Below are 22,527 nucleotides of genomic sequence, written 5' to 3'. Positions count from 1 at the left end.
GCATGGCCGCCTACGACTACATCCATGACGGCAACGCGATCTATGAACGTTCCTTCGCCATCATCCGCGCCGAGGCCGACCTGTCCCGGTTCTCCGAGGCGGAAGCCGACGTCGCCATCCGCATGATCCATGCCTGCGGCCAGGTCGAAGCATCAAGTCATTTTGTCTTCTCCAGCGATTTCGTCGCCGCCGCCCGCAGCGCTTTGGCGGCCGGCGCACCGATCTTCTGCGATGCCGAAATGGTCTCGCATGGCGTCACCCGCGCCAGGCTGCCGGCCGGCAATGAGGTGATCTGCACCTTGCGCGACCCGCGCACGCACGACATCGCCAAGCAGATCGGCAACACCCGCTCGGCCGCCGCGATCGACCTCTGGGGCGAACGCATGGCCGGTTCGGTCGTGGCCATCGGCAATGCGCCGACAGCGCTCTTCTATCTCCTGGAAAAGCTGCGCGATGGCGCGCCGAAACCGGCCGCCATCATCGGCATGCCGGTCGGCTTCGTCGGTGCCGCCGAATCCAAGGATGCGCTGGCTGAAAACTCCTACGGCGTGCCCTACGCCATCGTGCGCGGCAGGCTTGGCGGCAGCGCCATGACTGCAGCCGCCCTCAATTCGCTGGCGAGGCCCGGCCTGTGAACGCAGCCGTCAAAGAAGATCTGGCAAAAGGCCGTCTTGTCGGCGTCGGCACGGGGCCTGGCGACCCCGAGCTGCTGACGCTGAAGGCCGCGCGCGTTCTGGCCGAGGCCGATGTCGTCGCCTACTTCGCCAAGCGCGGCAACAACAGCAATGCGCGCGCCATCGTCGAGGCGCGCTTCCGGCCCGATATGCTGGAACTGCCGCTGCTCTACCCCGTCACCACCGAGATCGACAAGGATCACGACGACTACCGTTCGCTGATCACCGATTTCTACGAGGAGTCGGCCGAGAAGGTCGCCGAACACCTCGAAGCCGGCCGCATGGTCGCCGTGCTCTCCGAAGGCGACCCGCTGTTCTACGGCTCCTACATGCACCTGCATGTCCGCCTCGCCCATCGCTTCCCGACCGAAGTCATCCCCGGCGTCACCGCCATGTCGGGCTGCTGGTCGCAGACCGGCGTGCCGATCGTCCAGGGCGACGATGTCCTGACGGTTTTGCCCGGCACGACGAGCGAGTTCGAGCTGACGCGCCGTCTCGCCGACACCGACGCCGCCGTCATCATGAAGGTCGGCCGCAATCTGCCCAAGATCAGGCGGGCGCTGGAGGCCACCGGCAAGCTCGCCCGCGCCGTTTATGTCGAGCGCGGCACGATGGCCGGTAGCATCTCGATGAAGCTTGCCGACAAGCCGGACGACAAGGCGCCCTATTTCGCCATCGTGCTGGTCGCCGGCTGGTCCGGCCTGCCTGGCGTTATGGGAGCCAAGCCATGAGCGGCCGCCTCACCGTCATCGGCCTTGGGCCCGGCAATGCCGACCAGGTGACGCCGCAAGCCAGCCGCGCCGTCGCCGAGGCAAAGTTCTTCTATGGCTACAAGCCTTATCTCGACCGGCTTGATCTTCGCGCCGACCAAACCCGCGTCGCCTCGGATAATCGCGAGGAACTCGCCCGCTCCAAGGACGCGCTGGTAAAGGCGGCGGACGGCCATGACGTCGCCGTCGTCTCCGGCGGCGATCCCGGCGTGTTCGCCATGGCGGCCGCCGTCTGCGAGGCGATCGAGGCCGGTCCGGCCGAATGGCGCACCGTCGATGTCACTGTCGTGCCCGGCGTCACTGCCATGCTGGCGGTTGCCGCCCGCATCGGCGCGCCGCTCGGCCATGATTTCTGCGCCATCTCGCTGTCCGACAATCTGAAGCCGTGGGACTTGATCGAACTGCGCCTGCTCGCTGCCGCCGGCGCCGGCTTCGTCACCGCGCTCTACAATCCGATCAGCAAGGCGCGCCCTTGGCAGCTCGGCCGTGCCTTCGAATGCCTGCGCGCCATCCTGCCCGGCACCACGCCGGTCATCTTCGGCCGCGCCGCCGGCCGCCCGGACGAGCGCATCGAGGTTTTTCTGTTGGCCGATGTCGAGGCGGAAAGGGCCGACATGGCGACCTGCATCATCATCGGCTCGCCGGAGACAAGGATCATCAAGCGCGGTGACAAACCGGCGCTGGTCTACACACCGCGTTCCGCGACGGGGTCGAGACCATGATCGATCATCGCGGCCAATGCTTCGACAGTTTCGGCCGACGGCACCTCCGGCAGGATGGGCCTGCGCACCATCACCACCTCGATACCGAGCGCCCGCGCCGCCGCGATCTTGCCGTAGGTGGCCTCGCCGCCGCTGTTCTTGGATACGACGACATCGATGCGGTGCTCCTCGAGCAGCGCGCGTTCATCCGCCTCGCGAAACGGCCCACGCGCCAGCAGGTAGGTCGCATCAGGCACCGCCAGTTTCGGCTCGACCGGATCGACGCTGCGGACAAGGTAATGATGCTGCGGCGCCGCCTCGAAAGCCGCGACCTCCTGCCGGCCGAGCGCCAGGAAGGCACGGCGCGGCGGCGACCCAAGCGCGTGCACCGCATCGCCTGTCCTATCGACCTGCGTCCAGCGGTCGCCATTTATTGGCTCCCAGCCAAGGCGGCGCAAAGCAAGGATCGGCACGCCGGTCATTTGCGCGGCTTGCGCCGCATTGGCGGAAATTCGCGCGGCATAGGGATGCGTCGCGTCGATCAGCAGATCGGTTCGCGTCTCCTTGAGATAGGCCGCCAGCCCGTCGGCGCCGCCAAAGCCGCCGCTGCGCACCGGCACGCCTTGCGCGACCGGGCTTTCGGTACGGCCGGCCAGCGACAGAGTGACAGACAGATCGCTCCGCGCGGCCAGCTTTCCCGCCAAGTGCCGGGCTTCGCTGGTGCCGCCAAGGATCAGAATGCGGTGGGTCATCATGCCTGCTGAGAGTAAGCGCGGCGCCAAGCCGAAATGGCTGACGGTGATCGGCATCGGCGAGGACGGTTTAGCGGGTCTCGGCGACGAGGCCAAGCGGCTGATCGCCGAGGCGGAAATCGTCTTCGGCGGCAAGCGGCATCTGGCGCTGGTGGCTTCGCTCATCAAGGGTGAGCAGCGCCCCTGGCCGGTGCCCTTCGATGCCGGCATGGCAGACGTGCTGGCGCTGGCCGGCCGGCAGGTCTGCGTGCTCGCCTCCGGCGATCCGTTCTTCCATGGTGTCGGCGCTACGCTTGCCCGCAAGGTGAAGCCTGGGCAAATGCATGTTATCCCCGCGCCGTCAGCGATTTCGCTGGCCGCCGCACGGCTCGGCTGGGCGTTGCAGGACATCGAGACGATCTCGCTGCATGGAAGGCCGCTCGACCTGATCCGGCCGCTGCTGCAGCCCAGGGCGCGCATCCTGGCGCTGACATCGGACGGCGATGCACCCACAGTAATCGCGGGTCTGCTCGTAGAGCTCGACTTCGGCGGTTCGCGGCTGACCGTTCTGGAAGCGCTGGGCGGACCGAACGAGAAGCTTCGCTCGGCACGTGCCGACGCTTTCGATCTCAGAGACATCAATCCGCTCAACGTGCTGGCGTTTGAGCTTGAATCGACACAAGAGGCCCGCATCCTGCCGCTGACCGTTGGCCGCGCCGACCATCTGTTCGAGCACGACGGCCAGATCACCAAGCACGACATCCGCGCCATCACGCTTGCGGCGCTGGCGCCGAGGCGTGGCGAATTGCTGTGGGACATCGGCGCCGGTTCCGGCTCCATCGGCATCGAATGGATGCTCGCTCACCCCTCGATGCGCGCCATCGCCATCGAGGCCAACAGCGACCGCGCCGCCCGCATCGTCCGCAACGCCGCGCATTGCGGCGTGCCCGGTCTTGTCGTGGTGGAAGGGTCGGCGCCCAAGGCACTGGCCGGGCTGGACACGCCGGATGCGATCTTCATCGGCGGAGGTGGCAGCGACGCCGGCGTACTGAACGCCGCCATCAAGGCGCTGCCATCCCGTGGCCGTCTCGTTGCCAATGCGGTGACGCTGGAGATGGAGGCGCTGCTTCTCGCGGAGCACATCAAGCGCGGCGGCGACCTTACCCGCATCACCATTTCCCGCGCTTCTCCTGTCGGTTCGATGCAGGCCTGGCGCCCGGCCATGCCGGTCACCCAGTGGAGCTGGGTGAAGCCATGATGGTGGCGGGCATCGGCAGCCGGAAGGGCGTGAGCGTCGAAGACGTGCTCGCGGCGATCGAAACCGCCCTCGAAGCGCACGGGCTGGCGATAACGGCGCTGTCGGCCTTGGCGACCGCCGCGCTCAAGAAAGACGAAGAAGCGATCTCTGCCGCTGGCCGCACGCTTCACCTTCCCGTCATCATCGTTGATGACGCAGCACTTCAGGCCGTCTCGTCGGAGGCACTCAGCAAATCCGATCTCTCGCAGGATCTCGCCGGCACACCCTCCGTCTCAGAAGCCTCCGCCCTTGCCGTTGCCGGCCCCGGTGCAAAGCTGCTTGGTCCGCGCACCGTGCTCGGCTCGGTCACCTGCGCCATTGCCATCAGCGGAGATGCGCCATGACCGTTCATTTCATCGGCGCCGGTCCCGGCGCCGCCGACCTCATCACACTGCGTGGCGCCAAGCTGCTGGCAAGCTGCCCGGTCTGTCTGCATGCCGGCTCCATCGTCGCGCCGGAATTGCTGCAGCACTGCGCGCCTGGCACAAAACTGATCGACACCGCACCCATGTCGCTCGACGAGATCGAGGCCGCGTATCTGGAAGCCCATCAGGCCGGCCATGACATCGCCCGACTGCATTCCGGCGATCTCTCGGTGTGGAGTGCGGTTGCCGAGCAGATCCGCCGGCTGGAAAAGCACGGCATCCCCTACACGCTGACGCCGGGCGTTCCCTCTTTCGCCGCCGCAGCCGCAGCCCTTCGCCGCGAACTGACCATTCCCGAGGTGGCGCAAAGCCTGGTGCTGACCCGCGTCTCCGGCCGCGCCTCGAAAATGCCGCCGGGCGAAACGCTGGCCGGCTTCGGCCGCACCGGCGCGACGCTGGCCATTCATCTCGCCATCCACGCCATCGACCGAGTCGTCGCCGAATTGTCGCCGCATTATGGCGGCGATTGCCCGGTGGCGATCGTCTTTCGCGCTTCATGGCCGGACGAGCGCGTGCTGACCGGCACGCTCGCCACGATCGAGGCACTGCTCGCCGGCGACCCGATGGAGCGCACGGCGATCATCTTCGTCGGCCGCTCGCTGGCAGCGGAAGGTTTTGGCGAGAGTTCATTGTACGACGCCCACTACCAGCGGCGTTTTCGCGGGCGGGACGGATTGTGAGCGGCAAGACCAAAAGCGAAAACCCGACGCTCGAACAGGCGCTTGCACGGCTGAACTTCAAGCCGTGCCGGCTTGAGCCGGGCCATGTCTGGCTGGCCGGGGCCGGTCCCGGCGATCCCGGCTGCCTGACGCTGGAAGTGCTGGCGGCATTGGCCGAGGCCGACGCTGTGGTCTATGACGCGCTGGTCTCCTCTGACGTTGTCGCCGTTGCGGACAATGCCCAGCTGTTCTTTGCGGGAAAGCGCGGCGGCAAGCCGTCGATGAAGCAGGACGACATCACCGCTCTGCTGGTGCGGCTGGCGCGAGATGGCCGCCGCGTCATCAGGCTGAAGGGTGGCGATCCCTATATTTTCGGCCGTGGCGGCGAAGAGGCGCTGGCGCTGGCGCGCGAAAAAATCCCGTTCCGCGTCCTGCCCGGCCTGACATCGGGGCTGAGCGCGCTGGCCGCCACCGGCATTCCCGCAACCATGCGCGGCATCAACAAGGCGATCATCCTGGCGACAGGTCATGCCGCCGGCACAGATGACGATCTCGACTGGGGCGCGATCGCCCGCACCGGCCAGCCGGTGGTCATCTATATGGGCATGGCCAATCTGCCTGTTATCGCCGCGTCGCTGCTCGAAGGCGGGCTGGCGCCGTCGACGCCGGCGGCTGTCATCGTTTCGGCGACGACACCGCAGGAGCGGACCGTCGTCGCGACACTCGCCACCATTTCCGAAGCGGCCGCCGCGGCGGAATTGGCCTCGCCGGCCCTCATTGTCGTCGGCGGCATCGTCGCCATGCGCGCAGCACTGGCGGGTAACGCATGACCCGCGCCATCATCATCGGCGCGCCGCGTTCCGGCTCCGGCAAGACCAGCGTCACCATCGGCATTTTGCGCGCGCTCGCCCGGCGCGGCATCAAGGTGCGCGGCGCCAAGTCCGGCCCCGACTATATCGATCCGGGTTTTCATACCGCCGCAACCGGTCTGTCCGGCGTCAACCTGGACAGCTGGGCGATGTCGCCTGACCTGCTCAACGCGTTGGCCGGCAATGCCACCGAGGATGCCGATTTTATCTTCCTCGAAAGCGCGATGGGCCTATTCGACGGCATCCCGGCCGGACAAGGCCGCACCGGCTCGGCCGCCGATCTGGCGCGGCTCTACCACCTGCCGGTGCTTTTGGTGCTCGACGTCTCGGGACAGTCGACGACGGCGGCCGCCGTCGCCAAGGGTTTTGCCACCTACGACTCGGATGTGCGCATGGCCGGCATCGTGCTCAACCGTCTCGGCAGCGAGCGCCACCGCAAGCTGTGCAGCGAGGCGATCGAAGCGCTCGGCCTGCCGGTCGTCGGCGCCATCCTGCGCGATCCCACGCTCAATTTGCCGGAGCGCCATCTCGGCCTCGTCCAGGCCGGCGAGTATGCCGACCTGATGACGCATCTCGACCGCCTCGCCGACATGGTCGAGAAATCCCTCGACCTTGACGCCATCATGGCGCTGGCCGCGCCGTTTTCGCCGGCATCAGGCAGTTTCGAACATGCCTTGCAGCCGCCCGGCCAGCGAATCGCGCTCGCCGAAGACGCCGCTTTCACCTTCCTCTATCCGCACGTCGCCGGCCACTGGCGTCAGGCCGGCGCCGAGATCGTGCCGTTCTCGCCGCTCGCCGACGAAGCACCGGCGCAGGATTGCGATGTCTGCTGGCTGCCCGGCGGTTATCCCGAGCTTCACGCCGGCAGCCTCGCGGCCGCAACCAATTTTCGAGCTGGCATGGCCAGGTTTGCCGAGACCAAGCCGATCCATGGTGAGTGCGGTGGCTTCATGGTGCTGGGCGAAGCGCTGGAGGACGCGGCCGGCGAGACGCACGCCATGCTTGGCCTGCTCGGCCATTCTACCAGCTTTGCCAAGCGCAAGATGAACCTCGGCTACCGCGAGGCACGCCTGCGCGCCGCCTGTCCGCTGGGGCCGCAAGGCGCGCTGATCCGTGGCCATGAATTCCACTATGCGCAGATGATCGCCACCGGCAATGACGAGCCGCTGGCCGACCTAGCCGATGGCCAGGGCAATCCGCTCGGCGCCTCCGGCTATCGCCGCGGCCTTGTCAGCGGCACCTTCTTCCACGCCATTGCGAGGAGTGCATGACCGCCGTGCCCTCACCCCGGCAAGCGCTCGACGACGTCGCGCTTTGCCTCGTCTTCTTCACCCGGCTGCCGCTGCCGGTCTTCGACTTTCGTGGCCGCAGCCTGGCCGATGCGATCTGGGCGGCGCCTGCCGCCGGCCTCGCGGTCGCTTTGGTCGGCGCCGTCGTCTACGCCATCGGGGTAAAGCTCGGTCTCGCCGCTGGGCCGGCGGCCGCACTTGCGCTTGCAGCAACCCTGCTCGCCACCGGCTGCCTGCATGAGGATGGGCTGTCGGATGTCGCAGATGGCTTTGGCGGCGGCAAGACGCGCGATAAAAAACTCGAGATCATGCGCGACAGCCGTATCGGCGCCTATGGCGCTTCGGCGCTTGGCCTGTCGATGCTCATTCGCTGGAGCGCGCTGTCGCAACTGGCCGATCCGACAAGCGTTCTCTTCGCGCTGATCGCCGCCCATGCCGCCTCGCGAGGCCTGCTCGGCGCGTTCATGCATCTGGCGCCGGCGGCGCGCAGTGACGGCCTGTCTGCCGGCGCCGGGACCGTCTCGACCCAGACAGCTGTTCTCGGCGCCGTGCTCGGGGCCATCCCGCTTCTGACTCTGGGGCTCGGCGGCGCCTTTGCCGCACTGATCCTGCTCGCTCTCGTGTTCAGCGCCTTGCGCGCGCTCTGCCTCAACCAGATTGGCGGCCACACCGGTGACACGATCGGCGCCCTGCAGCAGCTGGGCGAGATCACTGTCCTGCTCGTCGCTTCCGTTTCCCTGTCCTGATTCTTCCCCGGAGATTCCTTCCCCATGCCATTCAAATCATTCGACGAACTGCGCGCCGCCTGTCTCGATCTGCCTGCCGGCAGCGATACCGCCGCCAACGCCGTCGCCCGCCGCCAGGACACGCTGACCAAGCCTCAAGGCAGCCTGGGCCGGCTGGAAACTCTCGCCGCCTGGCTGGCGCGCTGGCAGGGTCGCGACATGCCGAAACTCGACCGCGTCAAAGTCTTCGTGTTCGCCGGCAACCACGGTGTGACGGCGCAAGGCGTTTCAGCCTTTCCCTCGGAAGTGACGGTGCAGATGGTGGCGAATTTCGCCGGCGGCGGCGCCGCCATCAACCAGCTTGCCCGCATCGCCGGCGCGGAACTCGACGTCATCCCGCTCGATCTCGATCATCCGACCGGCGACTTCACTGACGTGCCGGCAATGGACGAAAAAAACTTCCTCGCCGCCGTCTCGGCTGGCTATGACGCGGTGACGAAAGACCTCGACCTCGTCTGTTTCGGCGAGATGGGCATCGGCAACACCACGCCGGCGGCCGCCATCTCGACCGCCCTGTTCGGCGGCGGCGCTGAAAAATGGACCGGGCGCGGCACCGGCGTCGACGATGCCGGGCTGAAGCGCAAGGTCATCGCCATTGAATCCGGCCTCAAGCGCCATGCCGACGCGCTGTCCGACCCGCTGAAGATCGCCGCCGCCCTTGGCGGACGAGAACTCGCCGCCACCTTCGGCGCCACGCTCGCCGCCCGCCGCAACAATGTCCCGGTGCTGCTCGATGGCTTCGTCTGCACGGCCGCGGCAGCGCCCTTGGCGCGGCTGCACCCGTCTGGCCTCGCCCACACCATCGCCGCCCATGTCTCGGCCGAATCCGGCCACCGCCGCCTGCTCGAAGTGCTCGGCCTGCCGCCGCTGCTCGACCTCGGCATGCGGCTCGGCGAAGGCTCCGGCGCCTGCCTAGCCGTCAACATCGTCCGCTCGGCGCTGGAGTGCCACACGGGCATGGCGAGCTTTGCCGAGGCTGGTGTTTCGGAGAAGTAGCTAGAGCGATTTGACGGGAGGGCGCCGGCCCGAACCTTCACTGACCATCGTCGGGCCGATCACTGGCATTCCGGGCTGGTGGCTCGAACAGCACGGCCGCTGAAAGATTCCCCACCTGGGGGTTGGCCCGCTGCTTCTGTGGTGGGCTCTTTTTACTGGCACTATTCGCCGCCGTTGCCGACAAAATGTGATTGACGTAACGGTGACCAGGCGCAATCATTACGGATTGGGCAGGGTGAGGGCGTTTTCAATGAAACTCGTTGTCTTTGGCGTAGCAATAGTATTGGCCGCTACCGGAGCAGCTGCTGCGAAAGAGAAGAAAAAGGTGGCCACCGCTCAGGCTACAACCTCGTGTTCTACAGCTCATAAGAAGGCTGGCAGCAAGCCGACCGCGAAACCGGATTGCAAATCGACGGGCACCGTGGTTGCGCGACCGTCAAATAGGGCCGAAAACTTCCTGGATCATTATAATCCGCGCTTAGGGTATGACACCAGTCCGTGGTTTCAAACTGGCTTTAATTGATGGCGGCTTCGGCTTCCGGGCTTTTCTTAATCCAGCGCGGCCTTCACTCCTTCGCCAAATAGCGCACCGGCTTACCGGCCGCCGAGTTTAAGGCAAACCTGCCCCAGCATGTCGAGGCGCGTCAACGCGTCCGGCATTCCAAGGTCTTCCACCAACTCTTCTAGAAATTTGGTGGGTGCGCACAGGATTGAACTGTGGACCCGCTGATTAAGAGTCAGCTGCTCTACCAACTGAGCTACGCACCCACTCGACCGGTAAAACCGGCGTTGGCGGGCATATAGCCGCCGATACCGGTCCTGTCCAGCCCTGCCGGAATCATTTCCCGACAAATCGCTGAACTGCCGCAGGCGGTCACACGAACAGCCTGCCTTCCGCCACCTTGATGGCATGGCCGCCGATGCGCGCGGAGGCCAGTTTTCCGCCTTCGACAGTGAGTTCCAAGCGGATACGTGACGGGCGGCCCATCTCCAGCCCCTGCTCGATCCACAGCTGCGAAATGCCGTCGGTGGGCGCATCGAAATGCATGATGGCGCCGGCAAAGGCGGCTGCCGCCGAACCGGTCGCCGGGTCTTCATAGGACGGCGTGCCCGGCACGATCATGCGGACATGGAAGGCGCTGTCATGGTTCACCGTCTGGCGGCAATAGACATACGGGCTGGCGAAAGCCCATTCGCTCTTGCGCGGCGCCAGTTCGGACCAGGCCTGGTTATCGAGCTTGACCCGGGCCGCAGCCTCCAGATTGGCGACCGGGATGGTGACGTAAGGCACGCCTGCCGACCAGAACGACACCAGGTGATTCTCGAAGCCGATCTCGTGCGGCGCCAGCCCGAGGGCGGCGCCGATCGCCTCCGGGTCGGCATCGAGCTTCAGCGGCTCCGGCAGCTTCGCCAGGTCGAACTCGGCAAAGGTGGCGCCATCGTGCCGGCTGACGGCGCAGCGCACCGGGCCGATATTCTCCTCCAGCACGAAGATGCCGGCTTCGCCCTCGCCTGTCAGTTCGGCCAGCGCGATCGCGGCGCCAACTGTCGGATGTCCGGCGAACGGCATCTCATAGTCGGGCGTGAAAATGCGGATGCGGTTGCGATGTTTTGGATTGTCCGGCGGCAGCACGAAGACCGATTCGGACAGGTTGAACTCGCGCGCAATGGCCTGCATGGCGGCTGTATCCAGCCCTTGGCTGTCGAGTACGACAGCCAGCGGATTGCCGGCCAGCCGCTCCGTCGTAAACACATCGTAGAGCAAGTAATTGCGGGTCTGCATCTTGAAAAACCTTCCGCCTCAATCCGAACATGGCCGAAATTTAATTTGATATTCGAACCACCAAGCCTGATCTGTGCACAACTAGGGACATTACGCTTTCATAGGGGTCCGGCGTGGACCAGCTTGTCAATCTGCCAAAGACGGAATCGGATTCCGCCATCGAGGCGGCGCTCGGGCTTGATCAGAGCGGCGTGCGCAAGACGCGCCGCCGGGGCTGGCTTTACGCGCTGCTGGCGCTGATCGCACTTGCCGCCGGGTTGGCTGGCTACCAGTGGTTTGCCGGCTCCCCGGCCAAGATCGACTACACCACCACGCCGGCTACCATTGCCGACCTCACCGTCGCGGTTTCGGCGACCGGCACGCTGCAGCCCCTCACCCAGGTCGACATTTCAAGCGAGCTGTCCGGTATCATCCGCTCGGTCTCGGCCGAAGAGAACCAGCAGGTCAAGAAGGGCGACGTGCTGGCGACGCTCGACACGGTGAAACTCGAGGTCCAGATCGAACGCGCCGAAGCCTCGGCCAAGGCCGCTGCCGCCAATGTCGAGGACGCCACGGTAACCCTGAAGGAGAACGAAAGCGCCCTCACCCGCGCGGCCGAACTGACCAGGCGTGGCATGGCGACCGATCAGTCGCTCGAGGCGGCGACTGCCACGCGCGACCGCTCCAAGGCGGCGCTCGATAGTGCGCAGGCCAATCTCGCCATCGCCCAGGCCGATCTCAAGGCGCAGCAGACCGACCTTGCCAAGAGCACCATCTATGCGCCGATCGACGGCATCGTCTTGACGCGTTCCGTCGACCCCGGCCAGACGGTCGCCTCCTCGCTGCAGGCGCCGGTTCTGTTCATCATCGCCGCCGATTTGAGGAACATGGAATTGGTGGCGGCGGTCGACGAGGCCGATATCGGCGCGGTCAAACCAGGCCAGCATGCACGCTTCACCGTCGATGCCTTTCCCGAGCGGCCGTTCGACGCCGAGATCCGCGACATCTCCTACGCCTCGGTCACCACCGACGGCGTCGTCACCTACAATGCACGGTTGGAAGTCAACAATAACGAGCTTTTGCTGCGGCCCGGCATGACCGCCACGGTTTCGGTCGTCACCAGGCAGGCCAAGAGCGTGCTCACCGTGCCTTCAACAGCGTTTCGCTATCGGCCATCGGCACCTGCTGCCCGCGCGTGGAGCCTCAGCGATCTGTTCACCGGCCGCATGGGCCGTGGCGGCAACCGCCGCCAGCCGGTGAAGGCGCCCACCGACGGCTCACGCACGCTCTATGTGCTGGAGAACGGCCGGCCGCACCCGGTCAACGTGAAGATCGGCTCCACCGACGGCGAACTGACCGAGATCACCTCCGGGCTGGATGAAGGTGCAGAGGTTATCACGACCTCGCAGCTGCGGAGCTGACGCCATGGCCGCGGGCCTCATCGGTTTCGACTCGGTCTGGAAGAGCTATGGCCAGGGCGAAGCCAAGGTCCATGCGCTGGCCGGCGTCGACCTCGCCATCCAGCGTGGCGAATTCGTCGCCATCATGGGCCCGTCCGGTTCGGGCAAATCGACCGCGATGAACATCATCGGTTGCCTCGACACGCCGACGGCCGGAACCTACTCCTTCATGGGCATCGACGCCGGGCGGCTCGACCGCAACCGCCGGGCGCTTCTGCGCAATCTCTATATCGGCTTCGTCTTCCAGGGTTACAATCTGTTGCCGCGCACCACGGCGGCGGAAAATGTCGAGCTGCCGCTGATCTATCGCGGCGCGCCGGCCCGCGAGCGCCGCGATCTTGCCATGCAGGCGCTGGCGGAGGTCGGCCTGGTCGGGCGCGAACACCACACGCCGGCCGAACTCTCCGGCGGCCAGCAGCAGCGCGTGGCGATCGCGCGCGCCATCGTCACCAGGCCTACGCTGCTCGTCGCCGACGAGCCGACCGGCAATCTCGACACCGCCCGCACGCATGAGATCATGGAGTTGTTGACGCGGCTGAACCGGGAGCTCGGCTTGACCATCGCCATGGTCACCCACGAGGCCGATGTCGCCGATTATGCCGAGCGCACCATCCGCTTCCTCGACGGCCACGTCGCGTCCGACACGGCCAAGTCGGAGTTGGCGTCATGATCTGGGAAACCGTCCGCCTCTCTCTGCGCTCCATCCGCCGCAATGTGCTGCGCTCGTTCCTGACGCTGCTCGGCATCGTCATCGGTGTCGCCGCCGTCATCGCCATGCTGACCATCGGTTCGGGCACCACGGCCAAGGTCAAGTCGGACATCGCCAAGCTCGGCTCGAACCTGCTCGTCGTCCGTTCCGGCCGCCCGGCAGGCACCGGCGGACCAGGCGGGCTCGACCAGGCGGTACGGCCTCTGGCCGACAAGGATGTAGCCGCCCTCGTAGCCCACCTGACCGGAGCGCGCGCCATTGCGCCGGCGTCGCAGAAACAAGTCCGCGTCATTTTCGGCACCGAGAGCCTGACCTCGGGCGTCACCGGCACCGACAGCGCCTATCTCGACGCCCGCGACTGGAAGCTGGTGTCGGGCCGCCCGTTCTCGGATTCGGAAACACGCTCCGGCACCGGCGTCTGCCTGATCGGCGAAACGGTGCGCCAGCAATTCTTCGGCGCCGGCGAACCCGAGGGCGAGATCATCCGCGTCAACCGCACCTCGTGCAAGATCATCGGCCTGCTCGAACCCAAGGGCTATACCGGCTTCGGCCAGGACCAGGACAATGTCGTCTTGATGCCGCTTGCCGCCTATCAGCGCCGCATCGCCGGCAACCGCGACATCGACAACATCTACGTCGCCGCCGACGATCGCACCCCGACCACCGAATTGCAGCCGCGAGTCGAGGACATTTTGCGCGACACCCGCCGCATCACGCCGGACCGCGAAGACGATTTCTCAATCCGCGACATGACCCAGATCGCCGACGCCATGGCCAGCGCCACCACCACCATGACCGGCATGCTGGGCGCCGTCGCGGGCGTCAGCCTGCTGGTCGGCGGCATCGGGATCATGAACATCATGCTGGTCTCGGTCACTGAGCGCACCCGCGAGATCGGCATCAGGCTCGCCATCGGCGCGCATGAAAAGCACATCCTCATCCAGTTCCTGGTCGAGGCGACGGTGCTGTCGCTGCTCGGCGGCATTATCGGCATCCTGATCGGCCTGGCGCTGGCCGGCCTCGCCTCGGCAACGCTGGCCATACCGTTTGCGCCGAGCCCGGCGGTCATCCTGCTCGCCGTCGGTTTTTCGGCGCTGATCGGCATGGTGTTCGGCTTCTTCCCGGCGCTGCGCGGCGCCAGGCTCGACCCGATCGACGCGCTGCGCCACGAATAAGCGCCAGATCAGCTCCACCGCAACCAACCGCTATCCACAAGGATGGGTGCTTGTCGACATCGGCAATACTTGTTGTCATCCGGTCTGCGATGCTAATTTTAGAGCAAAGCATCTAGTCAAGGAGTTGCAATGAGCAAGAAGGCGCGGCTGATTCTGACGATGGTGATCATCGAAGGCGCCCTTGCGGGACTTTGGTGGTATCTCGCCCGCTACGGCATGGCCAATCCCGATCGTGTCACCGCCGATTTTCAGGCAGTCGTCGGCCAGACGATGGGCATGGTCATGGGTGGATTGCTGGGCATCGGCGTTATCCTGTTCCTCGTCGCCGCCCGCAACGACCGCAAGGCGGCGCAGAACAATCCGCGCCGTTAGCCCCCGCCACCGCCAAAATGCCACTCGACCAGCGGCTTCATATGCGGTGCCAGCCCTTCCGGCAGGTCGGCGGCGTGGCGGATGATCACCGGCCCCTCGATCTCCGGCTCGGTCTCAGTCGCGACGAAGGCGCCGATGCGCCGCGCAATCTCGTCGGCCGGCGCATCGACGTGGTAGCGGCGGAAGAGGACCGTGCCGGTCGAAGTCGACAGCGCATGGTAGCGCCTGCCGCGCGCAGCGCCTGTCAGGTCAAGCCCGGTCTCCTCGCGCACTTCGCGGATCATGTTGAAATCGACATCGACGCGGCCATCGCGAAAATCGATCGGCTCGAAAGAGCCGGCAGCGAAGTAGACACTGCCGGCCGGGACCGTGTGCGCGCCCATGCGGATCGCCACCAGGGCGTTGTCGCCGGCGACCAGCATGGCGTGGCCATAGGCATGCTCGGCGCCCGTCCCCTGCCGGTTCTTTCGCCACAGCAGGAAGGTCGAGTACTTCACCGCGTGACAACGCCCGACGATCCGGTTGTCGCGCCAGGCGAGCGCCGAGAGCAGCACCACCGTGCCGTCGAACAACGCCGGATTGGCCGTGACCTCGCGCCGCCAGTTGTCAGTGATCGCCTGCGCGTTGTCGCGCTCGAACGGATGCGGGCCGGGGTCGAGCCGGACGTCGATTTCGTCAACGGGCAGGATGACGTTGCGCGGCAGGTCGAAGCTCACCGTGCTCAAGCCATGTCCAGGGTAATTGCGACGGGACAATGATCCGACGCCTTCGGCCGGTCCCAGCCGGCGCGCGGAAAGCGCTCCACCGCCTGTCCCGCCGGAAAGATGGTGCGCCAGGGCTGGCCGTTGCGGATGATGTCGGGAACCGCCGTCGCATTCTTCGCCGCCAGCCCTTTCGACAGCAGGATGTAGTCGAGCTGGCACAGATGCCGCTCCTTCGGCCCGCGCGTGTGGTAGAAACTCCAGCGGTCCATCTCCGGCCGGCGTTCGACGACATTTTCGCAAAAGCCGCCGGCGGTGAGCACATCGATACAGGACTGGCTCTCGTCGATCACCTGGAAGCGGTAGCCGTCGACAGCGTCGCCCTCGATCTTCACCCGCTGGCGGTAGTCGTTCATGTCGCCGCAGATCGCCCAGTTTTTGTCGGCTGCGTGCTCTTTGCCGAAGCGCTCCTCGATGATGCGGCGCACGGCTTGCGCCTCGGCGATGCGCACCGGCATCGTCGCCTCGCGTCCGTCGAGCCCGTTGCGCGGCGAGCCCATCGATTTGAAATGGACGAGATAAAGCGTCAGCGGCACGCCGCCGACCTTGATGTCGACCTCCAGGCAGTCGCGCCGGAAGATGCGTTCATTGGCCAGGTTGCCGAGCGCCTCGAGTTCAGGCGTGTGCAATCCGAACTGCTCGAAGGTGACATAGGCATGGCTCGTCATGCGCACGAACTCGATCGGCTGACCTTGCGCGGTCTCGTTGCGCATCATCAAGGCAACGTCGATGCCGCGCGAATCATTGCCGGCGGTGGTGTATTTCTGCCGGTAACCCTCGCCCACCATCTTGAAGAGATAGCCGTACTCGAAGGCCTTCAGCGCCTCGATGTTGTCGACCTCCTGCATGCAGATGATGTCCGCACGGGTGGCGGCAATGGCGAGCGCGGTCAACTGGCGCGTATCGTCGGATTGCGCGATGGCGCGCGCCTGCTCCAGCATCCGGTATTCGGCTTCGCTCTGGATGTCGAAAAGCGCCAGCGTGCGGTCTTCGTTGAGCTGGTTGCGGAAGCCCGAGTAATCGAACCTGTTCATCAGGTTTTCGACATTGAAAGTGGCGAGGCGCAGCGACATGGGCTGACCTTTGCCTGCAAGCGCCAATGAAAACAAGGGCTGCTCGTCATGGCTGATGGAACCTTTCTGTTCATCCTCCGTTCAGACGCCAAGGTCCATCAATAGGCCACTTCCCTGGGGTATCCGGGCGTGGGGCCTGTATCACTTGGAGAGTGCAATGAGCTCGCTCTTTTCGTCCACAGTCAAATCCGGGCTGTTAGCGCTCGGTCTTTTCTCGGGTCTCACGGCGCCATCCGCCGCCGGCCCGATCCTGCAGCCAAACCTGGCGGTGCCGACAAGCACCGCATTGTCTGACATCACACCGGTTCGCGACAGCTGGGCGGGCGGCAATGACCGCCGCTCCTTCAACGATTGGCAGTGGCGCCGCCACGACGGCCGTCGCTTTGCCCGGTCAGGCAACTGGAACAACGGCAACTGGAATGGCGGCAACTGGAACGGCGGCGACAACTGGCGCTGGCGCCATCACCGCCACCATCGCGGCCGTGATTTTGACACCGGCGCCGCAGCAGTTCTCGGCCTCGGCCTGGGTCTCGGCCTCGGCAGCATCTACAACAATGGCTACTACAACAACGGCTATTACAATGACGGCTATTACGTGCAGCCGGCGCCCCGCCGCTATTACCGCACGCAGCGTCTGTCCAGCGCCCATGTACAGTGGTGCTACGACCGCTATCGGTCCTATCGGGCCTGGGACAACACGTTCCAGCCCTATGGTGGCCCGCGCCAGCAATGCTGGTCGCCCTACAGCTGACCTATAAACGACAATAAACGACGGCGCCGCCCCATCGCGGCGCCGTTTTCATTGGGAAAGACGGCTGGTCTCGGTCACCGCTAACCATATGTTTATCGGCTCAGCCTATCCGTGATATCGTGCCCCATCTGACGATCGCGCCGATCCGGTCGCGAAGGACGCCGTCATGGCCGACAACGAATTGCGAAACAAACACCGGCAGCGCGTGCTGAAGGGCGCGACGATTCTGACCGGCCTCACCAATTCCGAGGTCAAGTGCACGGTCCGCAACATGCATGCCGGCGGCGCCGAACTGAAAGTCTCGATAGACGCGCGCGTGCCGGACGAGTTCCTGCTCTATGTGCCTGTCGACGGCATCGGCTACAAGGCCATCGTGCGCTGGCGCCGCGACGACCGCATCGGCGTCGAGTTCACCGGCACCGAGCCGAAGCCGCATTGGCACTATGGCTGAGCGTCCTGATCGATAAACGGCATCAAAAGCCGGCGAATCGCTCCGCCGGCTCTTTGCTCCCAATCCCGACGACTGCGGGTTAGTTCTTGGCCTTGTCGACCAGCTTGTTCTTGGAAATCCAGGGCATCATGGCGCGCAGCTTGGCGCCGACTTCCTCGATCTGGTGGCTGTCATTGTTGCGGCGGATGCCCTTGAAGCGCGACATGCCGGCGCGGTATTCCTGCATCCACTCCGAGGTGAATTTTCCGGTCTGGATGTCTTTCAGCACGCGCTTCATCTCGGCCTTGGTCTCGGCGGTAATGATGCGCGGGCCTGAGACATATTCACCCCATTCGGCGGTGTTCGAGATCGAGTAGTTCATGTTGGCGATGCCGCCTTCATAGATCAGGTCGACGATCAGCTTGACCTCGTGCAGGCACTCGAAATAGGCCATTTCGGGTGCGTAGCCGGCCTCAACCAGCGTCTCGAAGCCGGCGCGGATCAGCTCGACCAGGCCGCCGCAGAGCACGACCTGCTCGCCGAACAGATCGGTCTCGCATTCCTCGCGGAAATTGGTCTCGATGATGCCCGAACGGCCGCCGCCGACACCGCAGGCGTAGGACAGAGCGAGATCGAGCGCATTGCCGGAAGCATCCTGGTTGACGGCGACCAGGCACGGCACGCCGCCGCCCTTCTGGTATTCGCCGCGCACCGTGTGGCCGGGGCCTTTCGGCGCGATCATGACGACATCGACGGTCGACTTCGGCTCGATGAGGCCGAAATGCACGTTGAGGCCGTGCGCGAAGGCAATCGCGGCGCCGTCACGAATGTTTGGCGCGATTTCGTTTTTGTAGATGTCGGCCTGCAGCTCGTCAGGCGTTGCCATCATCATCAAATCGGCCCATTTGGCAGCGTCCGCCACGCTCATCACCTTGAGCCCGTCGGCCTCGACCTTCTTGGCGGTCGCCGATCCCGCCTTGAGGCCGATGGCGATTTCCTTGGCGCCGGAATCCTTGAGGTTGAGCGCGTGCGCCCGGCCTTGGCTGCCATAGCCGATAATGGCGACCTTCTTGCCCTTGATCAGATTGAGATCGGCGTCGCGATCGTAATAGACACGCATCTTTTGCTTCCTTCCCACAGAGATTAGAGGCCTTGCGGCCCGGTTTTTGCTCCATAAAGAGCGAGAAACTGCTGCGTCGCCCGGGCGGCATCGCCGCCGATCGCCGCTTCAGTCAATTCCAGCCTGTCGCCGAGCAGCAGACGGATCTGCACGTCGCGGGCGACCAGCCCGAAAAAGGTCCGGAACGCCATTTCGGCGTCCGTAAAGTCGAGCAGCCCGGCCTGCTTGCCGGCAAGCAGCACCGGCTTCAACCGTCTGGCCAGCGCGAAACGGCCATTCTCCAGCACGATCGCGCCGAGATCGTCCTTTCCGGATCCGGCATGGCCGATCGCGACGCGGTTCAGCGCGATCGAGGTATCGCTCGAAATCACCTTCAGCCAGTCCGAGGCGAAGCCTTCCAGGCTTGCCGTCAGCGAGGCAAGATCGAGCCGCTCACCGTCGACCGGCACCACGCGCACTTTCGATGCCTGCCACTGCACGGTCGCCGTCAGCAGTCCGTCGCGGTCGCCGAACCATTTGTAGAGCGTTTCCTTCGAGCAGCTGGCGCGGCGCGCCACCGCCGTCATGGTCAGATTGTCGCCCTCCTCGACCAGCAGCCGCAAAGCCGCGTCCAGGACGGCCTTTTGCCGCTCTGTCAGCACTTCGCTGGTATCGATCTCGGCCCTTGCCTGCAACAATTTCCTGCCCATTCGATGAGGTCGCCGGGTCGCCTCAAACGGCGTACCGTACGTTACGGTTCGGCATATTGCGCAATCCTGTGCTCGACGCAAGGGGTTCGGTAGAAAAATCGTCGACGTGAGAGCCGCCGAGCAAACCACGAGATTCTGACGGATCAATCATCGGCGGGCGGATGGCGCAGCTCTCCAAGCAGGCTCGCCAGTATCTTCAGCTCCTCCGCGGAGAGTTTTGCGCCGACCAATTCCGCAATCGACCGTCCATAGACAGCCCACATCCGTCGCCGCGTCTGACGGCCCTTGGCCGAGATGCGGATGGTCTGGCCGCGGCCGTCATCGGCAACCCTGAGTTTCTCGACCAGTCCTTCGGCCTCGAGCCGCGCCAGAAGCCGCGAGATGTTATACTGCGCAAACAGTGTGCGCTCGGTTAGCTGGAATGGCCGCAGCCCGCCCTCACCCGCCTCGGCGAGTTCATGCAGCACGTCATACCAGTCGAGCGGCGGCAAGCCGCTGGTCTTCAAAGCCTCTTCCGCCTTTTCGATGAGCTGGCGCGAAACCCGCATCAGGCGGGCCCAGGCCTTGACGGCTTCGGGCGAAGGCGTGGTTGTTTTGGTCATGACCCATCCTAGGCGATAGATGCAGTTGCATCAAGCTTGACGATCGATGCACTAGCATCAAGCTTGACGATCGATGCACTTGCATCTATATGCATGCAATTGCATCAATCCGGGAAAGATCCATGAAACACGAAATCTGCAAAGTCGCCGACGTCCCACAGACGGGCAGCCTGATCGCGCCATTCTTCGGCCGCGAGGTCCATATTTGGCGCAGCGGTGAGCGCATCCGCGCCGCCGCCAATGTCTGCCTGCATTTCGGCGGGCCGCTCGACTGCAAGGACGGCAAGCTGGTCTGCCAATGGCACGGCGCCGCCTTCGACATGACATCAGGCGACCGGATCGAAGGTCCGGCGCCAAAAGCGTCGCGACTGATGTTCCTGTCGACGCGCGTCGAGGCCGGCGCGTTGAACTATGTCTGGGGAGAGTGACATGCCTGAGAAGAATGAAATGCCTGAGAAGAATGAAATGACTGGCAAGCTCATTCTCGTCAGCCATCATCTATGCCCCTATGTGCAGCGCGCGGCGATCTCGCTGGCCGAGAAAGGCGTGCCGTTTGATCGTGTCACCATCGACCTCGCCAACAAGCCGGACTGGTTCAAGGCGATTTCGCCGCTGGGCAAGGTGCCGCTGCTGATCGTCCAGGCAAATGGCGAGGAGACGGTGATCTTCGAATCCGCCGTCATTCTCGAATTCCTCGAGGAGACGCAAGCCAATCCTCTGCATCCGGCCGACGCCTACGCCCGTGCCCGGCATCGCGCCTGGATCGAGTTCGGCTCGGCGACATTGAACACCATCGGCCGGTTCTACACGGCTTCGACGGAGGCCGCCTTCCTGGCAGAGTCCACGGCACTTTCGGCCATGTTCGATCGTCTGGAGGACGAACTGGCCGACCAGGCCGGACCGTGGTTCAATGGCGAGTGCTTTTGCCTCGTCGATGCCGTCTACGGCCCGGTCTTCCGCTATCTCGACGCCTTCGACCGGATCGGCAATTTCGGCATTCTGGACGGCAAGCCATTGGTCCAGGCCTGGCGCAAGGCGTTGAGCGAACGCGCCTCGATCAAAGGTGCCGTGGCGCCGGACTATCCGCAGCGGCTGCGTCTATTCCTGCGTGCGAGAAATTCGCTTTTCTCGACCCTGATCCCGCCGGATGATCTGGCCAGTGCACCTCCTCTAGCCCGATCCGCCTGAACGGATCGATCAGCGTGCCGGCCACCATCGAGGCAAGCACGCTTGGCACTGGCGGGATTTTGGCGATGGTTGCCACCAGCCTGTCGCGGAAGAAGGGCAGCATCGTGCCGTCCGACTGGTAGAACGGCGTCAGCGCCAGCGACAGCAGCTGGAAGATCCGGACATGCCATCGCCGCGCCCGGGCGTAGCTTTCCAGCGCTGCCTCGACGTTGCCCGTCTGTGCCAAGGCATGGCTGAGCGCTGCCGCGTCGAGCAGCGCCATGTTGGCGCCTTGCCCGAGCTGCGGGCTGGTCGAATGCGCGGCGTCGCCGATCACCGCCAGCCGGCGGCCGGTCGGCAGCTTCATCGTGTGATGGCCGTAGCGCGCCAGCGACAGCTGGTCGAAGCTGTCGATCTGGCTGGTGAACGCCTCGCACTGTGGCCACAGCGAGACCAGTCTCGCCTTCCAGGCGTCGAGCCCTGCCGCGCGCACGTTTTCGGCATCCGCCGGCTTCAGGCTCCAGAAGAACGCCGCCATCTTTTCCCCGCCCGGTTCCGGTCGGCCGATCGGCAGGACGCCGATCATCACGCTGGCCTTGTCGTAGCGCTGCAGCAGCGCATTTTCGTCGAAGCCTTGGCGCCAGCCGAGCGAGGCCCAGAACGCGCCGTAAGTGAGCTGCCGCGGCTGGGCCGGATCGTTGAGGCACCGGCGCAGCTTCGAACGCGAGCCGCTGGCGTCGACCACGAGGTCGAACGGCCCTGCCCTGCGGCCCCCCACCGTTCGGCTCTTGTCGAAGATCAGGATCGCCCGCTCACCGACGTCCAGCGTCTCGATCTCGACACCGGTTTCGATGGCGATGCCTTGGCGCTGCGCGGCGCGAAACAACATGTTGAACAACGCCGCCCGGTGCACCGCCAGCCCGAAACGGCCGCCAGGCTGCGCATCGTAGCGCACGGCGAGCACGGTGCGGCCGCTCGAGGCATCGGCGCCATGCAGACGCTCGATGCGGCTCCCCAGCGCCAGAATGTCGTCGAGCAGGCCGAGATCGGCGAGCACGCTCAGCCCGGTCGGCTGCAGGATCAGTCCGGAACCGACGGGCTTGGGTTCCTCGAAACGTTCGAAGATGGTGACGTTGTGGCCCGCGCGCTTGAGATAGAGCGCGGTGGCGAGCCCCGCCGGGCCGGCGCCCGCAATCGCGATGTCGAGAGATTTTTCCATTGCCCGCCCAACTACTGGCCGGACAATCCTTCAGCGCCATT

General features: G+C 65.1%; 26 protein-coding genes, 1 tRNA gene and 1 pseudogene. 19 read left to right on the top strand and 9 right to left on the bottom strand.

The genetic code is table 11. The features are described 5' to 3' along the window. The first annotated feature begins 2 nt into the window (after window positions 1–2). Genes NKK50_RS02450 through NKK50_RS02440 form a run of 3 tightly spaced genes read left to right on the top strand, consistent with a single transcriptional unit; the run spans window position 3 to window position 2,166 of the window. Window positions 3–635 (top strand): precorrin-8X methylmutase, encoded by a 633-nt coding sequence (locus NKK50_RS02450; protein WP_023746866.1) that lies wholly within the window; start codon window positions 3–5, stop codon window positions 633–635. Continuing rightward, complete coding sequence (locus tag NKK50_RS02445) at window positions 632–1,405, top strand: precorrin-2 C(20)-methyltransferase (protein WP_352543062.1); 774 nt, start codon at window positions 632–634, stop codon at window positions 1,403–1,405. Before NKK50_RS02450 ends, NKK50_RS02445 begins: the two co-directional genes overlap by 4 nt. Then, window positions 1,402–2,166 (top strand): precorrin-3B C(17)-methyltransferase, encoded by a 765-nt coding sequence (locus tag NKK50_RS02440; protein WP_352537703.1) that lies wholly within the window; start codon window positions 1,402–1,404, stop codon window positions 2,164–2,166. The genes NKK50_RS02445 and NKK50_RS02440 overlap by 4 nt, the downstream gene beginning before the upstream one ends. Here the strand turns inward: NKK50_RS02440 and NKK50_RS02435 are convergent. Continuing rightward, entirely contained in the window at window positions 2,130–2,897 is a 768-nt protein-coding gene (locus NKK50_RS02435) for a cobalt-precorrin-6A reductase (protein ID WP_352543061.1), read from the bottom strand. The genes NKK50_RS02440 and NKK50_RS02435 overlap by 37 nt on opposite strands. Before the next feature lies 1 nt (window position 2,898). On the opposite strand from NKK50_RS02435, the gene cbiE reads away from it, so the two are divergent. The 8 genes from cbiE to NKK50_RS02395 all read left to right on the top strand — a co-directional run bounded on the left by cbiE (window position 2,899) and on the right by NKK50_RS02395 (window position 9,719). After that, window positions 2,899–4,134 carry a precorrin-6y C5,15-methyltransferase (decarboxylating) subunit CbiE gene (gene cbiE / locus NKK50_RS02430; protein ID WP_352543060.1) on the top strand — a complete coding sequence of 412 codons (1,236 nt, stop codon included), beginning with the start codon at window positions 2,899–2,901 and terminating at the stop codon, window positions 4,132–4,134. After that, window positions 4,131–4,517 carry a cobalamin biosynthesis protein gene (locus NKK50_RS02425; RefSeq protein ID WP_352543059.1) on the top strand — a complete coding sequence of 129 codons (387 nt, stop codon included), beginning with the start codon at window positions 4,131–4,133 and terminating at the stop codon, window positions 4,515–4,517. Before cbiE ends, NKK50_RS02425 begins: the two co-directional genes overlap by 4 nt. After that, entirely contained in the window at window positions 4,514–5,278 is a 765-nt protein-coding gene (cobM, locus tag NKK50_RS02420; protein ID WP_352543058.1) for a precorrin-4 C(11)-methyltransferase, read from the top strand. The genes NKK50_RS02425 and cobM overlap by 4 nt, the downstream gene beginning before the upstream one ends. Next, entirely contained in the window at window positions 5,275–6,087 is an 813-nt protein-coding gene (gene cobA, locus NKK50_RS02415; RefSeq protein ID WP_352543057.1) for a uroporphyrinogen-III C-methyltransferase, read from the top strand. Before cobM ends, cobA begins: the two co-directional genes overlap by 4 nt. Continuing rightward, the gene (locus NKK50_RS02410; protein ID WP_352543056.1) at window positions 6,084–7,397 is read left to right on the top strand and encodes a cobyrinic acid a,c-diamide synthase CobB; all 1,314 of its coding nucleotides are present in this window, start codon (window positions 6,084–6,086) and stop codon (window positions 7,395–7,397) included. The genes cobA and NKK50_RS02410 overlap by 4 nt, the downstream gene beginning before the upstream one ends. Beyond that, window positions 7,394–8,161 (top strand): adenosylcobinamide-GDP ribazoletransferase, encoded by a 768-nt coding sequence (gene cobS / locus NKK50_RS02405; RefSeq protein WP_031194701.1) that lies wholly within the window; start codon window positions 7,394–7,396, stop codon window positions 8,159–8,161. The genes NKK50_RS02410 and cobS overlap by 4 nt, the downstream gene beginning before the upstream one ends. 24 nt (window positions 8,162–8,185) lie before the next feature. Further along, window positions 8,186–9,196: a nicotinate-nucleotide--dimethylbenzimidazole phosphoribosyltransferase gene (gene cobT, locus NKK50_RS02400; protein WP_023744658.1), complete on the top strand. Its 1,011-nt coding sequence runs from the start codon at window positions 8,186–8,188 to the stop codon at window positions 9,194–9,196. Window positions 9,197–9,446: 250 nt separating this feature from the next. Beyond that, window positions 9,447–9,719 carry a hypothetical protein gene (locus tag NKK50_RS02395; RefSeq protein ID WP_155923538.1) on the top strand — a complete coding sequence of 91 codons (273 nt, stop codon included), beginning with the start codon at window positions 9,447–9,449 and terminating at the stop codon, window positions 9,717–9,719. Window positions 9,720–9,888: 169 nt separating this feature from the next. Here the strand turns inward: NKK50_RS02395 and NKK50_RS02390 are convergent. Together NKK50_RS02390 and NKK50_RS02385 are read right to left on the bottom strand one after the other, a co-directional pair. Then, window positions 9,889–9,964 (bottom strand) — tRNA-Lys (locus NKK50_RS02390). 106 nt (window positions 9,965–10,070) lie between these two features. Next, window positions 10,071–10,979, bottom strand: a complete 909-nt coding sequence (locus NKK50_RS02385) for a PhzF family phenazine biosynthesis protein (protein WP_352499738.1) — start codon at window positions 10,977–10,979, stop codon at window positions 10,071–10,073. A gap of 113 nt (window positions 10,980–11,092) precedes the next feature. On the opposite strand from NKK50_RS02385, the gene NKK50_RS02380 reads away from it, so the two are divergent. From NKK50_RS02380 to NKK50_RS02365, 4 genes are all read left to right on the top strand, one after another. After that, window positions 11,093–12,379, top strand: a complete 1,287-nt coding sequence (locus tag NKK50_RS02380) for an efflux RND transporter periplasmic adaptor subunit (protein WP_023744656.1) — start codon at window positions 11,093–11,095, stop codon at window positions 12,377–12,379. Window positions 12,380–12,383: 4 nt separating this feature from the next. Further along, entirely contained in the window at window positions 12,384–13,088 is a 705-nt protein-coding gene (locus tag NKK50_RS02375; protein ID WP_023744655.1) for an ABC transporter ATP-binding protein, read from the top strand. Further along, on the top strand, window positions 13,085–14,302 hold the full coding sequence (locus tag NKK50_RS02370; RefSeq protein ID WP_023685173.1) for an ABC transporter permease: 1,218 nt from the start codon (window positions 13,085–13,087) through the stop codon (window positions 14,300–14,302). Before NKK50_RS02375 ends, NKK50_RS02370 begins: the two co-directional genes overlap by 4 nt. 129 nt (window positions 14,303–14,431) lie before the next feature. After that, window positions 14,432–14,674, top strand: coding sequence for a hypothetical protein (locus NKK50_RS02365; RefSeq protein ID WP_023690325.1), 243 nt, complete (start codon window positions 14,432–14,434; stop codon window positions 14,672–14,674). On the opposite strand, the gene NKK50_RS02360 is transcribed toward NKK50_RS02365, so the two are convergent. Together NKK50_RS02360 and NKK50_RS02355 are read right to left on the bottom strand one after the other, a co-directional pair. After that, window positions 14,671–15,390: an NUDIX hydrolase gene (locus tag NKK50_RS02360; protein ID WP_352543145.1), complete on the bottom strand. Its 720-nt coding sequence runs from the start codon at window positions 15,388–15,390 to the stop codon at window positions 14,671–14,673. The two genes, NKK50_RS02365 and NKK50_RS02360, sit on opposite strands and share 4 nt — an antisense overlap. A 5-nt stretch (window positions 15,391–15,395) precedes the next feature. Next, window positions 15,396–16,508 (bottom strand): endonuclease/exonuclease/phosphatase family protein, encoded by a 1,113-nt coding sequence (locus tag NKK50_RS02355; RefSeq protein ID WP_023690327.1) that lies wholly within the window; start codon window positions 16,506–16,508, stop codon window positions 15,396–15,398. Window positions 16,509–16,665: 157 nt separating this feature from the next. Here NKK50_RS02355 and NKK50_RS02350 point away from each other — a divergent pair, with 157 nt between their 5' ends. Both NKK50_RS02350 and NKK50_RS02345 read left to right on the top strand, forming a co-directional pair. Next, window positions 16,666–17,259, top strand: a complete 594-nt coding sequence (locus NKK50_RS02350) for a BA14K family protein (RefSeq protein WP_352460273.1) — start codon at window positions 16,666–16,668, stop codon at window positions 17,257–17,259. 166 nt (window positions 17,260–17,425) lie between these two features. Further along, entirely contained in the window at window positions 17,426–17,710 is a 285-nt protein-coding gene (locus tag NKK50_RS02345) for a PilZ domain-containing protein (RefSeq protein WP_023685169.1), read from the top strand. Window positions 17,711–17,789: 79 nt separating this feature from the next. Here NKK50_RS02345 and ilvC read toward each other — a convergent pair whose 3' ends face one another. From ilvC to NKK50_RS02330, 3 genes are all read right to left on the bottom strand, one after another. After that, window positions 17,790–18,809 (bottom strand): ketol-acid reductoisomerase, encoded by a 1,020-nt coding sequence (gene ilvC / locus NKK50_RS02340; RefSeq protein ID WP_013531065.1) that lies wholly within the window; start codon window positions 18,807–18,809, stop codon window positions 17,790–17,792. Between the two features lie 23 nt (window positions 18,810–18,832). Next, a complete protein-coding gene (locus tag NKK50_RS02335; protein ID WP_245270422.1) occupies window positions 18,833–19,498 on the bottom strand; it encodes a TetR/AcrR family transcriptional regulator in 666 nt (221 codons plus the stop codon). Window positions 19,499–19,641: 143 nt separating this feature from the next. Then, window positions 19,642–20,100, bottom strand: coding sequence for a MarR family winged helix-turn-helix transcriptional regulator (locus NKK50_RS02330; RefSeq protein ID WP_023690331.1), 459 nt, complete (start codon window positions 20,098–20,100; stop codon window positions 19,642–19,644). Window positions 20,101–20,222: 122 nt separating this feature from the next. On the opposite strand from NKK50_RS02330, the gene NKK50_RS02325 reads away from it, so the two are divergent. Both NKK50_RS02325 and NKK50_RS02320 read left to right on the top strand, forming a co-directional pair. Beyond that, window positions 20,223–20,528, top strand: a complete 306-nt coding sequence (locus NKK50_RS02325) for a Rieske (2Fe-2S) protein (RefSeq protein ID WP_032900229.1) — start codon at window positions 20,223–20,225, stop codon at window positions 20,526–20,528. 1 nt (window position 20,529) lies between these two features. Beyond that, on the top strand, window positions 20,530–21,288 hold the full coding sequence (locus NKK50_RS02320) for a glutathione S-transferase family protein (protein WP_245270421.1): 759 nt from the start codon (window positions 20,530–20,532) through the stop codon (window positions 21,286–21,288). Here the strand turns inward: NKK50_RS02320 and NKK50_RS02315 are convergent. Next, window positions 21,251–22,486, bottom strand: a pseudogene (locus NKK50_RS02315) (FAD-dependent oxidoreductase); the annotation flags it as partial. The gene NKK50_RS02320 and the pseudogene NKK50_RS02315 overlap by 38 nt on opposite strands. Between the last annotated feature and the right edge of the window lie 41 nt (window positions 22,487–22,527).

Source organism: Mesorhizobium sp. M0001, from assembly GCF_040324255.1.
Taxonomy (GTDB): domain Bacteria; phylum Pseudomonadota; class Alphaproteobacteria; order Rhizobiales; family Rhizobiaceae; genus Mesorhizobium.
The sequence above is the reverse complement of the archived record's forward strand: the minus strand, read 5'-3'. Positions and strand labels throughout refer to the sequence as shown.

Excerpts from the sequence above, each read along its gene's own strand:
- NKK50_RS02450 (WP_023746866.1), top strand. The coding sequence starts at position 3 with ATGGCCGCCTACGACTACATCCATGACGGCAACGCGATCTATGAACGT.
- NKK50_RS02440 (WP_352537703.1), top strand. The coding sequence starts at position 1,402 with ATGAGCGGCCGCCTCACCGTCATCGGCCTTGGGCCCGGCAATGCCGAC.
- NKK50_RS02435 (WP_352543061.1), bottom strand. The coding sequence starts at position 2,897 with ATGACCCACCGCATTCTGATCCTTGGCGGCACCAGCGAAGCCCGGCAC.
- cbiE (WP_352543060.1), top strand. The coding sequence starts at position 2,899 with ATGCCTGCTGAGAGTAAGCGCGGCGCCAAGCCGAAATGGCTGACGGTG.
- NKK50_RS02425 (WP_352543059.1), top strand. The coding sequence starts at position 4,131 with ATGATGGTGGCGGGCATCGGCAGCCGGAAGGGCGTGAGCGTCGAAGAC.
- cobM (WP_352543058.1), top strand. The coding sequence starts at position 4,514 with ATGACCGTTCATTTCATCGGCGCCGGTCCCGGCGCCGCCGACCTCATC.
- NKK50_RS02410 (WP_352543056.1), top strand. The coding sequence starts at position 6,084 with ATGACCCGCGCCATCATCATCGGCGCGCCGCGTTCCGGCTCCGGCAAG.
- cobS (WP_031194701.1), top strand. The coding sequence starts at position 7,394 with ATGACCGCCGTGCCCTCACCCCGGCAAGCGCTCGACGACGTCGCGCTT.
- cobT (WP_023744658.1), top strand. The coding sequence starts at position 8,186 with ATGCCATTCAAATCATTCGACGAACTGCGCGCCGCCTGTCTCGATCTG.
- NKK50_RS02395 (WP_155923538.1), top strand. The coding sequence starts at position 9,447 with ATGAAACTCGTTGTCTTTGGCGTAGCAATAGTATTGGCCGCTACCGGA.
- NKK50_RS02385 (WP_352499738.1), bottom strand. The coding sequence starts at position 10,979 with ATGCAGACCCGCAATTACTTGCTCTACGATGTGTTTACGACGGAGCGG.
- NKK50_RS02375 (WP_023744655.1), top strand. The coding sequence starts at position 12,384 with ATGGCCGCGGGCCTCATCGGTTTCGACTCGGTCTGGAAGAGCTATGGC.
- NKK50_RS02370 (WP_023685173.1), top strand. The coding sequence starts at position 13,085 with ATGATCTGGGAAACCGTCCGCCTCTCTCTGCGCTCCATCCGCCGCAAT.
- NKK50_RS02365 (WP_023690325.1), top strand. The coding sequence starts at position 14,432 with ATGAGCAAGAAGGCGCGGCTGATTCTGACGATGGTGATCATCGAAGGC.
- NKK50_RS02355 (WP_023690327.1), bottom strand. The coding sequence starts at position 16,508 with ATGTCGCTGCGCCTCGCCACTTTCAATGTCGAAAACCTGATGAACAGG.
- NKK50_RS02350 (WP_352460273.1), top strand. The coding sequence starts at position 16,666 with ATGAGCTCGCTCTTTTCGTCCACAGTCAAATCCGGGCTGTTAGCGCTC.
- NKK50_RS02345 (WP_023685169.1), top strand. The coding sequence starts at position 17,426 with ATGGCCGACAACGAATTGCGAAACAAACACCGGCAGCGCGTGCTGAAG.
- ilvC (WP_013531065.1), bottom strand. The coding sequence starts at position 18,809 with ATGCGTGTCTATTACGATCGCGACGCCGATCTCAATCTGATCAAGGGC.
- NKK50_RS02335 (WP_245270422.1), bottom strand. The coding sequence starts at position 19,498 with ATGGGCAGGAAATTGTTGCAGGCAAGGGCCGAGATCGATACCAGCGAA.
- NKK50_RS02330 (WP_023690331.1), bottom strand. The coding sequence starts at position 20,100 with ATGACCAAAACAACCACGCCTTCGCCCGAAGCCGTCAAGGCCTGGGCC.
- NKK50_RS02325 (WP_032900229.1), top strand. The coding sequence starts at position 20,223 with ATGAAACACGAAATCTGCAAAGTCGCCGACGTCCCACAGACGGGCAGC.
- NKK50_RS02320 (WP_245270421.1), top strand. The coding sequence starts at position 20,530 with ATGCCTGAGAAGAATGAAATGCCTGAGAAGAATGAAATGACTGGCAAG.